Annotated in this window: 18 protein-coding genes and 1 tRNA gene; 8 read left to right on the top strand and 11 right to left on the bottom strand. The window is 23.3% G+C overall.

Going from position 1 to position 15,433, the window contains the following annotated elements; genetic code table 4:
• The first annotated feature begins 63 nt into the window (after positions 1-63).
• Positions 64-2,340, top strand: a complete 2,277-nt coding sequence (gene rnr / locus AACK95_RS01035) for a ribonuclease R (protein WP_338980418.1) — start codon at positions 64-66, stop codon at positions 2,338-2,340.
• Complete coding sequence (locus AACK95_RS01030; RefSeq protein ID WP_338958013.1) at positions 2,313-2,927, top strand: hypothetical protein; 615 nt, start codon at positions 2,313-2,315, stop codon at positions 2,925-2,927. The genes rnr and AACK95_RS01030 overlap by 28 nt, the downstream gene beginning before the upstream one ends.
• Here the strand turns inward: AACK95_RS01030 and AACK95_RS01025 are convergent, their stop codons facing one another.
• Positions 2,928-3,320 carry a hypothetical protein gene (locus AACK95_RS01025; RefSeq protein ID WP_174480342.1) on the bottom strand — a complete coding sequence of 131 codons (393 nt, stop codon included), beginning with the start codon at positions 3,318-3,320 and terminating at the stop codon, positions 2,928-2,930.
• Positions 3,321-3,596: 276 nt separating this feature from the next.
• Between AACK95_RS01025 and smpB the strand changes: the two genes are divergently transcribed.
• The 3 genes from smpB (at position 3,597) to AACK95_RS01015 (ending at position 6,169) form a co-directional block, all read left to right on the top strand.
• Entirely contained in the window at positions 3,597-4,028 is a 432-nt protein-coding gene (gene smpB / locus AACK95_RS01020) for an SsrA-binding protein (protein WP_252320720.1), read from the top strand.
• 877 nt (positions 4,029-4,905) lie between these two features.
• A complete protein-coding gene (locus tag AACK95_RS07105; protein ID WP_422397147.1) occupies positions 4,906-5,043 on the top strand; it encodes a hypothetical protein in 138 nt (45 codons plus the stop codon).
• Positions 5,021-6,169, top strand: a complete 1,149-nt coding sequence (locus AACK95_RS01015; RefSeq protein WP_422397153.1) for an IS256 family transposase — start codon at positions 5,021-5,023, stop codon at positions 6,167-6,169. Before AACK95_RS07105 ends, AACK95_RS01015 begins: the two co-directional genes overlap by 23 nt.
• 153 nt (positions 6,170-6,322) lie before the next feature.
• Here AACK95_RS01015 and AACK95_RS01010 read toward each other — a convergent pair whose 3' ends face one another.
• Positions 6,323-6,529: a hypothetical protein gene (locus AACK95_RS01010; RefSeq protein WP_338980417.1), complete on the bottom strand. Its 207-nt coding sequence runs from the start codon at positions 6,527-6,529 to the stop codon at positions 6,323-6,325.
• A 399-nt stretch (positions 6,530-6,928) separates the two neighbouring features.
• Here AACK95_RS01010 and AACK95_RS01005 point away from each other — a divergent pair, with 399 nt between their 5' ends.
• Positions 6,929-7,810, top strand: a complete 882-nt coding sequence (locus AACK95_RS01005) for a DegV family protein (protein WP_338980416.1) — start codon at positions 6,929-6,931, stop codon at positions 7,808-7,810.
• A 50-nt stretch (positions 7,811-7,860) separates the two neighbouring features.
• Here the strand turns inward: AACK95_RS01005 and AACK95_RS01000 are convergent.
• From AACK95_RS01000 to AACK95_RS00980, 5 genes are all read right to left on the bottom strand, one after another.
• Positions 7,861-7,935: transfer RNA gene (locus tag AACK95_RS01000), tRNA-Trp, on the bottom strand.
• A 59-nt stretch (positions 7,936-7,994) separates the two neighbouring features.
• Positions 7,995-8,456, bottom strand: coding sequence for a Fur family transcriptional regulator (locus AACK95_RS00995; protein WP_252319930.1), 462 nt, complete (start codon positions 8,454-8,456; stop codon positions 7,995-7,997).
• A 25-nt stretch (positions 8,457-8,481) separates the two neighbouring features.
• Complete coding sequence (locus tag AACK95_RS00990) at positions 8,482-8,736, bottom strand: acyl carrier protein (protein WP_174480328.1); 255 nt, start codon at positions 8,734-8,736, stop codon at positions 8,482-8,484.
• Positions 8,737-8,796: 60 nt separating this feature from the next.
• A complete protein-coding gene (locus tag AACK95_RS00985; RefSeq protein WP_338980415.1) occupies positions 8,797-9,207 on the bottom strand; it encodes a hypothetical protein in 411 nt (136 codons plus the stop codon).
• A 64-nt stretch (positions 9,208-9,271) separates the two neighbouring features.
• Positions 9,272-9,952: a hypothetical protein gene (locus AACK95_RS00980; protein ID WP_338980414.1), complete on the bottom strand. Its 681-nt coding sequence runs from the start codon at positions 9,950-9,952 to the stop codon at positions 9,272-9,274.
• Between the two features lie 344 nt (positions 9,953-10,296).
• On the opposite strand from AACK95_RS00980, the gene AACK95_RS00975 reads away from it, so the two are divergent.
• On the top strand, positions 10,297-11,016 hold the full coding sequence (locus tag AACK95_RS00975) for an IS30 family transposase (protein ID WP_338980413.1): 720 nt from the start codon (positions 10,297-10,299) through the stop codon (positions 11,014-11,016).
• Positions 10,926-11,234: an IS30 family transposase gene (locus tag AACK95_RS07100; protein WP_422397152.1), complete on the top strand. Its 309-nt coding sequence runs from the start codon at positions 10,926-10,928 to the stop codon at positions 11,232-11,234. The genes AACK95_RS00975 and AACK95_RS07100 overlap by 91 nt, the downstream gene beginning before the upstream one ends.
• Before the next feature lie 19 nt (positions 11,235-11,253).
• On the opposite strand, the gene AACK95_RS00970 is transcribed toward AACK95_RS07100, so the two are convergent.
• The 4 genes from AACK95_RS00970 to AACK95_RS00955 form a co-directional block, all read right to left on the bottom strand.
• Positions 11,254-11,736: a hypothetical protein gene (locus tag AACK95_RS00970; RefSeq protein ID WP_338980412.1), complete on the bottom strand. Its 483-nt coding sequence runs from the start codon at positions 11,734-11,736 to the stop codon at positions 11,254-11,256.
• A gap of 9 nt (positions 11,737-11,745) precedes the next feature.
• A complete protein-coding gene (locus tag AACK95_RS00965; protein WP_338980411.1) occupies positions 11,746-11,994 on the bottom strand; it encodes an MG284/MPN403 family protein in 249 nt (82 codons plus the stop codon).
• A 183-nt stretch (positions 11,995-12,177) separates the two neighbouring features.
• On the bottom strand, positions 12,178-13,629 hold the full coding sequence (gene proS, locus AACK95_RS00960) for a proline--tRNA ligase (protein WP_338980410.1): 1,452 nt from the start codon (positions 13,627-13,629) through the stop codon (positions 12,178-12,180).
• 6 nt (positions 13,630-13,635) lie between these two features.
• A complete protein-coding gene (locus tag AACK95_RS00955; protein WP_338980409.1) occupies positions 13,636-15,420 on the bottom strand; it encodes a hypothetical protein in 1,785 nt (594 codons plus the stop codon).
• Positions 15,421-15,433: the final 13 nt, after the last annotated feature.

Genomic DNA, 15,433 nt, shown 5'->3' with positions numbered 1-15,433 from the left:
ATAAATTTTAAAAGATAGATTATAATTAATTATATAATTAGGATAAAGTTGGGATTGATTGAAATGAAGCAAGAGATTATTAATGAGTTACAAAATAGTATTACACCTTTATCAACCGTTGATTTAACAGTGAAACTTAATATTACTAATTATCATCAACAGCAAGAACTTATTGCTGATTTAGAAGAATTGAAAAATAGTGAAATTATTTTGGAAAATAAAGAACAACAATTTTATATGCTAAAAAATAATAATTTATTTATTGGTAAAATTCAAATTACTAAAAAAAGATTTGGATTTGTTAAATTATTAAATAGTGAAGAAGAATATTACGTTAATATAAAAAACATAAATAATGCGTTAAATAATGATGAAGTATTATGTAAGTTAGTAAAAATTAATAATCAGAATGATGAGGCTGTAGTATTAAAAATTATTAAACGTGATACTAATCTTCTTGTTGGTACTGTTATTGTTAATGCAGATACGAAAGTAAAAACATTATTAATTCAAAATGCAAAGTTACAACAGTATGAAGTTAATATTTTAAATCCTGATAAAGCGTTAAAAAATAATATTGTTGTTGCAAAAATTAAAAATTTTGAACAAAATATTTTTAATGTTACTATTACTAAAATATTGGGTAATATTAATGATCCTGGTGTTGATATTTTAGCTGTTATTTATGAAATTGGCATTAAAGCACAATTTGATGTTGAAACATTAGCAGCAACAGATAAGGTGCCAGTAACAGTTTTAGAATCAGATAAAATTGGTCGTATTGATTTGACTAAAGAGTTATTAGTTACAATTGATGGTAAAGATGCTAAAGATTTTGATGATGCTATTTGTGTTACTAAACTAGCTAATGGTAATTATTGTTTAATTGTAGCTATTGCTGATGTTAGTCATTATGTAACAGAAAATAGTCCTTTAGATGAAGAGGCATTTAATCGCGGTACATCTGTTTACTTAGCAGATCGTGTTATTCCTATGTTACCAACGCAGTTATCAAATGGTATTTGTTCTTTAAATGAACAAGTAGAACGTTTATGTATGGTTTGTGATATGGAAATTGATAAGAATGGTTTAACAGTAAAACATAAAATTTATCAGGCATTTATGAAATCAGCAAGAAGAATGAATTATGACGAAGTAAATGATGGATATAATGGTAAAAATCCAAATTTTATTAAAACACATCCACAAATTTGAGAAATGTTACTAAAAGCAAAAGAATTGCACCAAATTTTATGAAAGTTTAAACAAGATGCTGGAATAATTGATTTTGAAATTAATGAAGCAAAAACAATTATTAATGACAATGGAGAAGTAACTGATATTATTTTAAGAACTCGTGATATCGCTGAAAAATTAATTGAAAGTTTTATGATTAGAGCTAATGAAGTAGTTGCTAAAACTGTATTTGATATGAAATTACCTTTTATTTATCGTGTTCATGAATATCCTCGTTCTAAAAAAATGCATCAAATGGTTACAATTCTGAAATTAATGGGCATTAAACTAAATCCAAAAATCACAAATATTAGTTCAAAAGATTTACAATTATTATTAAATTCTTTAAAACAATTACCAACATTTCAAGTTTTATCAACTTTATTATTAAGAAGTATGGAAAAAGCACAGTATACTAATAAATGTATTGGCCATTTTGGACTTGCTAGTGATTATTATACACATTTTACTTCGCCAATTAGACGTTATCCTGATTTAATAGTTCATCGTTTATTGCGCCAATATATAGTTAAAAGAGAAATAAATGCTAAAATAATTGAGAAATATCAAAGTTTTACTAATTGAGCTGCTGAGCAATCTAGTAATATGGAATTAAAAGTATTAGAGTGTGAACGAGCTGTAGATCAAATGAAAAAAGCAGAATACATGATGCAATTTATTGGTCATAAATTTGAAGGTATAATTTCTAGTGTAACTGGCTTTGGATTATTTGTTGAGTTAGATAATACAATTGAGGGTTTAATTAGAATTTCAGATATGACTGATGATTATTATATTTTTAATGAAAAAGCAATGATTTTGTTTGGTGAAAGAAAACGAAAACAGTATGCTCTTGGTCAAAAGGTCAGTGTTCTTGTTAAAAGTGCAAATAAAGTTGCTAGAACTATTGATTTTATTTTAGAAGAAAATGGTCAGCAAAATAAAAACCGTGATAAAAATAATAATAATCAATCATCAAAAATGTATAAAGCAAATAATTTTAAATATAGAAAAAAGATAAAACTAAATGGTAAAGTTAAAAAAAATAAAAGTGAAAAGAAAAATGGAGTAAAAAAATGAAAATACAAGGGCAAAAAAGATTAATTCAACAAAGCAATCTTAACATTGAATGCTATTATTATAATTATTTTAAATCGCCAGGCTTAAAACAATATCCGGATTTATTATGAGTTAATGAAGATTATAACTTAATTAAGCAAGTAAATATTGAACAAGATACTGTAATAAGATTAGCAACTAATTTATTTGAAGTTGGTCAAAAATTTAATTTGTTTGAAAATTTAGATTATTTTATTATGATGCCAAAAAAACCTACTTCAGTTAGTAGTTTAGAATTAGTAATAATTGAATTAGTTAAAATTATTAAAAAAAAATTAAATTATGAGATATTATTTATTAATAATATTTTCCAAGTTGATAACTACCGTAAATTTTGAGAAAATAAATTAAAAGTTAGCGAAAGACAAATGGAAATTACTAATAAAATTCATTTATTACCTAAATATATTAAATTTTTTAATAAAAAAAACATTATTATTATTGATGATATAGTTGCCTCAGGGATTTCTATTGCTCAAACTATTTTAGAAATTATCAATAATAACAATGATTTTAAAATTAAAGCTTTGTGTTATGGTTCAGTTTATAATTGAGAAGAAATTTATAAATAGTTAAAAAAGTTTCCTAATTTTTTTCTTTTTTTCTTCTAATGAGTCTGATTCAGATATATTATAAGAATCTTCAATATTATTTATAAATGCATAATTAATTTCAGCATTAATTTGATTTTTAGCAATAAGTTTTAAAATAAAATCAGCAGTATCTGCTTCTAAAGCAAATGTGTAAATTTCAAATTCATCTTCATTAATAATTTCCGTTTTCGTAGAAATTTTTAAAATATGATTTTGTTCATCAATAATAATTTTGCAAACCTCAAGTTTTTTACCAGTTAAAATCTTATAAATAATTACTTTATCATTATTATTTTTATCAAAACCCAAATCGCCTTGATAAAATTGACTATTTTTTACTGCTGTTGGTTTAGTATTTAACTCTCCTGCCATGTCCTTAGACTCCTTTCAGTTGTTTATTAATATATAAAATTAACAAAAACCCGTAAAACAAATATAAAATCTATTTCTTGGGTCGCTATACAAAAAATATTAATTTTATGTTTAATTTTACATTAATCATTGCTAGAAAAACTATTGATTAATCTAACCTTCATTAGATTATAGCATGTTCTTAATAAAAAACAAATTTAAGTAAGTATTTCAGTATTTATGAAATTATTATTATATAATCTAATTATAAAGTTTATGAAAATAATGGTGGAAACAATGAAAATAATTGCAAAAAATAAAAAAGCGTACTTTAATTATGAATTATTAGAAAAATTAGAAGTGGGAATTGTTTTGACTGGTTCTGAAATTAAATCAATTCGTTTAGGTAATGTATCTTTACAGGATAGTTATGTAACTTTTAGTAATAATGAAGCTTATATTATTAATATGAACATTACTACTTATAAATTTACTACTAGTTATATACTTGATCCATTAAGAAAAAGAAAATTACTTTTAAATGCTCGTGAAATTAAAAAAATTCAACAAGAACAAAAGCAAAAAAACTTAACTGTTGTTCCAACAATGATATATTTAAATAGTAAAAGTAGAGCAAAGTTAGAAATAGCATTGGCTCGTGGTAAAAAAAATTATGATAAAAGAGAGACCATTAAAAATCGTGATGCAGTAAGACAAATCAAAAAATAATAATTTAATTAAGAAAGGAAAAAACTATGATAATATGATTACCTTTCTTAATAATCTTTTGTTTATTTACAAGTTTTTATTTATTTTTTCTTTTTAAGCAAAAGATAAATAAGTGGCAATGATTATTTATTAGTTATTATTTTTTTCTTTATCTTGGTATTAATAGTTTAAAAGCTATTAATAATTTTTTAGTTTTATCATTAACTAATTTAGTAACTGAAGCAATTAGTATTACAGTGATTATTTCGTTTACTGTAATTATTTTTGCTATACCAGCTACTTTTTTTACTGCAAAATTTAAAAAAAGAAAGTTGTATATTTGATGAATGCATAGTTGACTTTTGGTTACTTGCTGTTTAGTTTTAATTGTACCAAATTTTTGTTTTTTGATTTTGTTAAATATTGCGTTAGGAATGAGTACTGCATCATTGGGAGTTCATGAATTTGTGATAGCGGAATTATTAATGTAGTTGAAGTTAAAAATGGAGAGAAATCTATACCCGGCACAAAGTCGAAATGAAAAACTAAATCAGGATTTAATTCTCATAACCTTTCCATAATAGTACTCGGATCATTACGTCTAATTTGTCCTAAATTAGTATTTCTAAGTAAAGTCGATAATCTTATGCTTTGTTCATTAATAGTAAAAGTTACATTTAAATCACTATCAAAAACAATATGAGGATTATTTTGTTGAAAATCATAAACATTTTCTGATAAAATTTGAAAATTATTTATGCCTATAGGATGTCTATTTGTAAAACTAGGATAACGTAAATGCAAATCGGGATTTAAAAAATTTAATCTGGTAATGTTTAGTAATCTGTGTAACTTACAAAAATAACTATGTTTAATTAATTCTAGTAAATATAATTAAATGACTAGAAAGAGTGAGTTACAGATGGCTAAAAAAGATAACTTTAATAATAATGATCCAATATCAAAAGCAGTAGATTTATTATTAGAAAATACTGAAGATTTAACAACAGTTTTTAAAGAAGGGGGGTTTATATAAAGAATTAACAAAACGTTTAGTTGAAAAAATGTTGAATTCTGAGATGCAAAATTATTTAGGATATGAAAAAAATCAACATAGTAATAGTGACAATGCTCGTAATGGTATAAGTTCAAAAAAATTAATAACTCAACAAGGTAAAATTGAGATTGATGTACCACGAGATCGTAATAGTAATTTTACTCCTGTAATAGTGCCAAAAAGACAGAGAAGATTTGATGGTTTTGATCAACAAGTTCTTTCCTTATATGCAAAAGGTATGACATTATCAGATATTAGAATGCAGTTACAAGAGTTATATCATGGTGCTGATATTAGTGAAAGTGTTATTAGTCAAATTACTGATGATGTGATTGATGATGTCAAAGCATGACAAAATAGACCATTAGAAGGCATTTATTCCATTGTTTATTTTGATTGTATAGTAGTTAAAGTACGACAAGATAAACGCATTATTAACAAATCAGTTTATATAGCTTTAGGTGTTGATTTAGAAGGTAAAAAAGATGTTTTAGGTTTATGAATTAGTGAAAATGAAGGCGCTAAATTTTGATTAGCAAATTTCACAGAAATGAAAAATCGTAGCTTAAATGATATTCTTATTGCTTGTAGTGACAACTTAACAGGCATGTCAGAAGCAATACAATCAGTTTATCCTAAAACTGAACATCAATTATGTATAGTTCATCAAATCAGAAATAGTTTAAAATATGTTTCATACAAACATCGAAAATCACTAGTTACAGATTTAAAGCCAATTTATAATGCATGTAGTGAAGAACAAGCAATGCAAGCTTTAGAATCATTTGAAAGTAAATGAAATAAACACTATCCTCAAATTGCTAAATCTTGATATAAAAATTGAGATAATTTAATGATTTTTATTAGTTATCCTCCAGAAATCAAAAGAGTGATTTATACTACAAATTCTATTGAATCTGTTAATAGTCAATTACGAAAAGTCATCAGAAATAAAAAAGTTTTTCCAAATGATATGGCAGTTTTCAAAATATTTTACTTAGCAATTGAAAATATAACAAAAAAATGAACAATGCCCATTCAAAATTGAAATACAGCAATTGCTCATTTTATGATAAAATTTGAAGACAGAATTAATCTGAACTAGTACTTTGCAAAACAAAGATACACAGATTACTAAAAAGCCTCTTTAATCTCTCTATTATTGTTAATGGTGCATTATCTAACAATTCTCCTAACTCAGTTCTAATAAGAATACTTGATAATGTTAATCTTCGAGGTGTAAAGTTAATAGTAAAATTTAAATTTTTGGAATATTTCTTGCGGGATTTTGATCGTAAATGTTAATACCAGCATGTACTGTTGCATTAATATTTGTAATGTTTTCAAATTCAATATTTTCTAAAAAATCTTCTCTAGATAAAATTGGATGATTAATTTCTCTTAATCTTTGAATAATATGTTGTTTATCATTCGCTTCAATTTGACCAATATTAATTGTTGTCATTGCTTTTTGTAAACTTGGTGGAGTTTGTCTTTTAACTCTTTTTTTTGTAGAATTTGCTCTTTTATCTTTTTCTTCTAATTCATTTTCTGTTTCAGTTTCTATTTTAGTTAAAATACCACTTTCAGCAGGAATACCACTAGTTAATGCAGTTGATGCAATGATTGTTTGCTAAATTGTAAAGGTAAGTGTTAATTATATAACACAATTGTTTTTAGAATACATTCAGTTTTTTAAAATTAATGTTCTGATAAAAAATCTAAGAAACAAGAATCAACCACCCCAAAAACAACATATTAACTATTTTATATATCTTTCAACGATGAAAGTCCATTTTTAAGTAAAAAATATATGTTATAATTTAATAAATAAGTAAAAAATATTATAGTTAGGGTGAGAAAATTGAAAAAAAAAATTGGTATTGTTGCTGATTCCTCTTCAGGATTTTCAATTAAAGATTTAAAAGAAATGAATATTGGATTTTGTCCATTATTAATCACTTTTAGTGATGATACAACTATTATTGATGACCCTAACATTCTAGAGGATGAAGAATTCTATAATAGAATAGTTCATAAAAAACAATCTGCCAAAACTTCGCAAACACCACTTGGTCAAATGAGTATAATTTGAGAAGATGCTTTAACTAAATTTGAAAAGATTATTTTTATTCCTTTATCAAAGGGGTTATCGGGTCAATATAACACTGCTACTATGTTATCAAAAGAATCTAATTTTAAAGATAAAGTTTTTGTTTTTGATAGTAATGGTGTTTCAGTTATTAACTGACTATTAGTTAAAAAAGCATATCAAATGTCACTTAACGAAAAAAATAATGTTAATGATATTATAGAAGCACTAAAATTAATAAGAGATAACTATATAGCATTTATTTTACCTTATGATTTAAATTATTTAGTTCGTGGTGGTAGAATTTCAAAATCAGCAACAGCCTTAGCTACTATGTTAAAAATAACTCCAATTTTATCTTTTGACGGAACCATTGATAAATTTGATAAAACAAGAACATGAGATAAAGCAATTAAAAATACTCTTAAAGAAATTAATAAAAGTAAAAAAATAGAAAGCATTACTCTCTTTTACATTATTCATGCTTTTGCTGAAGCAAAAGAAATAGAAAAAATTACAAAATTTGTTAAAGATTATGGCATTAAAAACGTCAAAACTATTAATTTAGCAAACGTAATTTGTGCTCATACAGGAATTGGAACCTTCAGTTTTGTTGCTTTTAATTTAGATAAAGATAAGTTACCAAAATTATAATAATAAAAAATTCACTTTTATGAGAAACATTTAAAAGTGATTTTTAATAATGGCAGGGGTGGCAGGACTCGAACCCACAACACTCGGATCTGAAGGCCGATGTTCTACCATTGAACTACACCCCTAAAATATTTAATTTAAATAGTACATGTTTAATTTTACGCGAAAGAAGTTTTAAGTTCAATTAAAATTTCATTTTTTTTATTTTTAATTCACATTTATCACAAATTCCATGAATTTCTAACTTATAATGTGAAAAATAAAAATTATTTTTAGTTGCTAATTTTTCAAGTTTTTCTTCTTGTAATGGTGAAATTTGTTGTTTATCTTCGAAAGAGGCATGAATAATTTTATTACAAAAATTACAAATAATATGAACGGTATTTTCTGATAGTTCATAAATTATTTGTTTTCCTTCAAAAACATTAGCATGAATAATATGTTCTGTCATTAATAAATCAATAGTATTATAAATACTCATAATATTAATATTATCATTACCTTCTTTTGTTAAAAAACTAATAATATCATTAATACTAACATGTTGCTTAAGCGTTAATACTTTAATAACTGCTTTACGAACATCAGTTAAACGATAGTCTTTATCTTTCAACTTTTGGATAATATTTTCAAAATTTTTATTCATACTAATCTCCTGATAAAATATAATATTACTTTTTTTTATTTTCAATTGCTACTAATCTTTCAATTTCATTTATTAAATCTTGAACTGTTTTTGTTTGTAAATCCAGTAATTTATTATCATTAATTTTTACATTATGTTTTTCTTCTATTTTAATAACAATCATTACTAATTTAAGAGAGTCAATTTTTACATCTTTAAATTTAGTTTTGGGTGTAATTTTTTCTTTAATTTCTGGATAATCTTTTTTAATAATTTGATGAATTTCACTTAAAATATCCATAAATTCACTCCTAATTTAAATCATTTTTATTAACAGTTATACTTAGTATAACATAGAGCATTAAATTTTATTTGTTATTTTAAAATATCATTCTAAATAATCTAGTTTTAAATTAGTATTATATTCAACTCATACAGCATTATTTAAAATATTAAAATGAAAAATAAAATTATTAATTTTTCATTGTGGAAATGTTTTAATAATTAACTTTAAAAATATGTATTGAAATAAATTTTGATTAAATTGTATTTTATATATAATCTGTGACTGATTTGCTAAGATAGTACTATTTTTATCTAAAATAATTGTAATACTTTCATTTAATTTTTTAATATCAATAGCTTCTACAACTATGTCTGGATTTAAATTTTCTTTTTTATCATCTACGGTCTCTAATTCTACATCATATTCTTTTACCATTTCATTTAAATTTTTATTAGTTGAAAAATTTTTGATAATAAAAAATAACATAATACTTAATGTAATAGTGATAGTAATAATTAAAATGCTAATTTGTAACCTACGTATAAACATTTTATACCTTTATTTGACTATGAATTAAATACTTATAATCAATAAAACTAAAGTTATCACTACTATAAAATTTTAATATTTCATTGTAAGTTAAACTAAAATTAGTGGTTGCCACTCAATTTTCACTATTATTTCTTATTAATTTTTTAATAAAAATAGAATGATATGGACCACCAATAATTGGTTCACTACTTTCTTCAATAAATTTTAAATTAATATCATATTTAAAAAAGGTTTGAAAATTAAATGGAATATTTATATTAAAGTGAAAACATTCAAATCTTGGTAAATCAAATTGATTTTTTCCTATTTCATCATTCAATACTATTTTATTTACAATGCTATTATAAATAGTACTATAAAATTCTAAATAATATTCATCAATATTTTTTTTATTACGTAATAAAAAAGCTGGTATTTTATTATTTTGATAAAATTTTGATAGATTTTCATTAATATTTAATGATATATTTTGTTGTAAATCAAAATTATTATTAAATATTAATATTTTACGTAATATTGTTTCTTTATCATCATAATAATAATCTTTTACTTTTGGAAAATGTGATACTAGATAACGTTTTATTCTTATTGGCACTATATTTGCAGTATTAATATTATTACCAGAAAACTTAAAAACCTCATCTAATCTTGATTTTCCACCAACTATCATGTTCTTCATAATCTTTTTAGAAAAAATATGATAAAATCCTTTATCAGAGAAATTTGTCGTTAAAATAATGGGATTTTTAATTTCCAAATTAAAATTTGTTGTAATAAACATTTTTGGTTTAATTTGTAATTGATACTGTGGATTACTATTAAAGTAAAAACTAAGTGTTCCATAATTATGTTTATTATTAATATGACGAACTTGCTTTAAATTACTAGGTTTTTTACAATTAAAACTATAATTTAAAATGCTGAATTATACTTGTAAGTGCAAGTAAATAAAATTGCAAAAAATTCTCATATAAAAATTTCATAATGCTAAATTTAGTTTAGAAAAAAGTAAGGAGTTTTTATATGAGTTATAAACATCTTGGCATAGATGAAAGGATTTATATTGAGAATCAATTGAAATTTAAATTTAAAATTAGTGAAATAGCTAAAAATCTTAATCGAAGTATTAGTACTATTATTCGAGAAATTAATAGAAATAAAGATAATAATCATTATTTTTCATTAATTGCACAAAATAAAGCTGAAAATCGAAAACAATCACATATTAGTTTTCATAAGTTTAAAAATAAGAATTTAGTAAAATATGTACAACAAAAATTACTATTAGGTTGATCACCTGAACAAATTTATGGCAGAATTAAAAATTTTCATAAAGAGTGAGTTATTAGTTTTAAAATAATTTATACTTGAATTTATTTTGGAATGCTTGATAAAGTTACTAGTAAAAATTTAAGAAGAAAAGGTAAAAAACGAAAATCTAAAGAAAATCGTGGCAAGTTTAATGGTAAATCAATTAAAGAATGAGATATAGATGTTAATGATCGTATAACACTTGGTCATTGAGAAGGAGATACTATAGTATCATCAAGAGGCAAAAGCAAATCATGTTTAATAACTTTAGTTGAAAGAGTATCACGATTTACTTTAGCAATATTAGTTAAAAACAGAACTACTAAAGTTATTAATAATATTTATCAATTCTTCCTAAAAACATTGTTAAAACTATTACTTTTGATCGTGGTAAAGAATTTTCAAATTGACAACAACTTGAAAAAAATTTAGATGTAAAAATTTATTTTGCCAATCCATATTCACCTTGACAAAGAGGTACTAATGAAAATACTAATGGTTTAATTAGAGAAAAATTTCCTAAAAAATTTATTTTTTCAAAAATTAATAAAAATGAAGTTCATAAATTTATATTGTCTTTAAATCAAAGACCGAGAAAAATATTAAATTATCTTTCACCAATCGAATATTTGGATAGAAAAATAATTTAGTTGCACTTACCTTTACAATTTAGCAAATATTTATATTATCTTTTTTAATTGCTATTGCTGGTAAAATTATCTTATAAGTTTTCATAACCATATGTAAAAAAGAAATATCAGCATATGGACCAAGTTTATTATTTTCAAGTAATTCTAAATATGAAGAAGTAAGAAATACTCACTTAATTGATTTAGATATCACAAGTTGTCCACTTGCTTGCTTAATATTACTATAATTCAAATCATATTGAAACGTTACATCGTCAAGTAATCCTTCACTTGGTTCTTTGTTAATATCAAAATCATAACTATATGCTTCTACAATTTGAAATTCAATATAATAATAACTGCTTTTTTGCAAAGTTTGGATCGGAAAACCAACCACTGTAAATCTTGGAATTAAAAATAATTCTTTTTCATAAATGGGGCTGTTTTTTACATCACTCGTTAAATTCAGTTTTTGTTCTAAAAAACTACGCGAATTCAATAAATCAATACTATTAATATTCATTTTATATCCTTAAATTAAATATAAGTATAAAAAACGCTTAATAGTCGTTTTTTCTAATTTTTCATATTCTTTGATATGATAATATTTTTTTCATCAATTTTTATTTGATTTAACTAAGAACGTTCTAACAATATAACTATATTCATTTTTTGGTAATAATGCTAAAACTGTATCAACAATTTGCACATGTTTCTCATAATTTTTTAAATCTTTATTTATCGCTATCTTATTAGCATAGTGAACACTATCCTCTTTCAAAACATAATTTTCTTTAAAATTATTATTTGCTAATGTTAATTTTGCTTATTCATATTTAACAAAAATAGCAGCAATTAGTTGCTTATCAGCACTTATTTGTTCTTTCATTATTATCACCTCAATAATAATTTAAGAACAAATAATTATCTTTCCTCTATTTTATTTCTATTTAACTTACTAATTTTAATATGATCTTGCAAAATAAGTTCAGACACTATTAGGAGTTTGACACTTAAAACAATTACTTGATTTTTTATACGGTTCTAAAGGAATACAACGTGATGTTGTACCAGTTAAACTTTTAATTTCTTCTTCACACTTTATTTGATCACAAAAAGGTACAATAAAGAAACCTTTATGAATTTTAACTAATTTATGATATTCATTGAAATCTGTTAACTCTTTTAAACTTGTATTTAATTTTTTTTGTGAATTATTAAATAAATCTTTATTTAATTTATTTAATTGATTAATAATAGTTGTTACTAATAGTTTTTCATTATTAATTTCAACATCAATAGTATCTAAATTATGACGTAAAATTAATTTAATTACTTGGTTTTCAATTTCTTGCTCACCAATTGCAATAGTAATTGGAATACCTTTAATTTGACTTTCACTTTTCTTATAAGAAAAACTTTTATTATCTTCATTTATTAATACTCGGAAATGAGAACTTAAAATTTTAAATATTCTTTCAACAATTATTTTAACTTTATCACTTTTAGGTGATAAATTTAAAAGCATAATCTGATGCGGTGCAATTGTAGATGGCAATACTAAACCCAGATCATCGCTATGCGCCATAATTAAAGCACCAATTAATCTTGTCGATACACCTCATGATGTTTGATATCCTAATTCTTGTTTATTATCTTTATTACTAAATTTAATATTAAATACCTTTGTGAACTCTTGACCAAAATAATGACTAGTACCGGCTTGTAATGCTTGTCCATCTTGCATCATAGTTTCAATTGTATATGTCATTTTTGCCCCAGCAAAACGTTCGTGAATTGTTTTTGCACCAACAATAACTTTAATTGCTAATTGTTTTTCAACAAAATCAGCATACAACTTAATCATTTTTAATGTAAAGTTTTTTGCTTCTTCATCGTTATTATGCATTGTATGCCCTTCTTGTCATAAAAATTCACTAGTTCTTAAAAATGGTTTTGTATTTTTTTCTCATCTAACAACATTACATCATTGATTATATAATAATGGTAATTGTTTATATGAACTAATTATTTTTGAAAAATGACGACAAAATAAAACTTCTGAAGTAGGACGAATAATTAGTTCCTCTGATAATTGATTATTTCCAACTTTAGTTACAGTTGCACATTCTGGTGCAAAACCCTCAATATGATCTTTTTCAACTTGAAATGCTTTTTGACTAATTAAAAGTGGTAGCATTACATTTTCAATATTTAAAATTTTAAATCTTTGATTTAATAAATGTTGAATATTTTCTCAAATTGCATATCCGCGAGGACGAAAAATAATGGTACCGGCTGCTGAACCATTTTCTGCGCCATAATCACAAAGTTCTGCTTTCTTAATAATATCAGTATATCATTTGGCAAAATCAATCTCTCTTGCTGTAATATTTTTATTCTTTGCATTATTCATAATGATCTATTCACCTTTCGTTGATTGACTTTTATGTCACTTCCAATAATTTGGGTAATTTAAAGCATCTAGCACTTTATTTGCTTGTTCTGATTCTAATACTTTTCCTAGTAAATAGTCAACCTTTAATCCTTTTAAAATAATAATTTCAGGAACGTTAATAATACCACGAGCTAAAATATTTTTAATACCTAAAATTCTTAAATAATGCAAACAAATAATAACAACAATATATTTACTAAAACTAAAAGTAACTTGTTCTAATAAATTAGAAGTTAAAACTACATAATCAGGTTTAAAATGATTAATTAATTTAAAATTATCAATATGACGTAAATCATGAGTAAAAGAAATTTTTATTTTATTACTACGAATAGTTTTAATAATTGAATCATACTTATTCCAACTATTAATTTCACCAATATCTTGAAAATCAAAAATTAAATCACAATTTTCAAAAAGATTTTTTCTCTTATTAACAAGAGCAATTAACTTTGTTAAAATAGTTTTATCTTGTAACTCAATTAAACTAACAGGAAGAATAAGGTTTTTTTCTTGTTTTAATTTCGCAAATTTTTCAAATGTTTGAATAAATAAAGGCTCATTTACTTTTCACCACAATCCTGAATCTTGAATATTACGCATCAAAACAATAAACGAAACATAATAAGAATTTTTAACAAAATTTCATCAAGCATAGTAACAATTTGGCTCATTTGAATTATCACTTTTATATACTGGTCTAATACTAACACTTAATAATTTTTCCATTTGTTCTGATTGTAGAAGTGAATAATGATTATAATCGGGATAATTTAAAATATCATTTGTCTTCAATTTGATTTCAATTAAGTCTCTACTTTGTACTACTTCTAATTGATTCTTATCAATAATTTTATTATATAATATATAGACATTTGAAGCATCAGTTTTTACTGAAGCATAAACACATAATATTTGACTTTGAATCTGCAAATAACTACTTTTTTCTACTAAATTACGTTTAATATAACTATTTATTTTTTTTTGGAATCGATATAAATTTATTTTCTTATTTCTAGAATAAATTAAAAACTGACCATCATAATATTTACAAATAATAGTATTATCTAATCCTAAAGTTATTTTACTATAATATGAAATTAATAATTCCATTCGTTCAATATTATTAACAGTTAAAATATTTTCTAATGCTAAATAATTTTTTATTTTTATTAAAATCATATATTCAAATTGACTATTTATTTTTTTATTATATTTTTTTTGACTAAAATTATCTAAAATAGTTTGTACAAAAACTGACTTTACCACTGTTAACTCATTTTGTTGTAAAATAATTGCTTGTGAAATAGCAAAACGATTATAACGAATATTACTTTGCATTTGACCATACAAAACTTTATTATTATTATCAAAATAATCAATTGATAAATCATAAACAATAACTTTACTTCCTAATTGAAAGGAAACAGAAAAATGACACGGCTCAAATGGAACTTTATTCACTAATAAATCTTGAATAAAAATTTCAATTTTTACTTTAGTTTTACGATTCATCATTGATTTAAATACAAACAATGAAATTCGTTTTTTACGATTTAAAACTTCTAAGCGTTCAGAAAAAGTAATGATTTCATTTTTTAAATCAATTTTCAATGGAACTAAACTTAACAAATCACCATGGATAACATTATAATATTGATTATTACGATGATTTAAACGTATAAATAAAATAATTATTATTGTCATAAAAGGAATTAAAGCAATAATTACAATTGCAGATCAACGCATAATTTTACCTCCA

It is taken from the genome of Spiroplasma endosymbiont of Lasioglossum malachurum (assembly GCF_964020065.1).
Taxonomy (GTDB): Bacteria; Bacillota_I; Bacilli_A; order Mycoplasmatales; family VBWQ01; genus Spiroplasma_E.
This window is presented reverse-complemented; position numbering and strand designations above follow the sequence as displayed.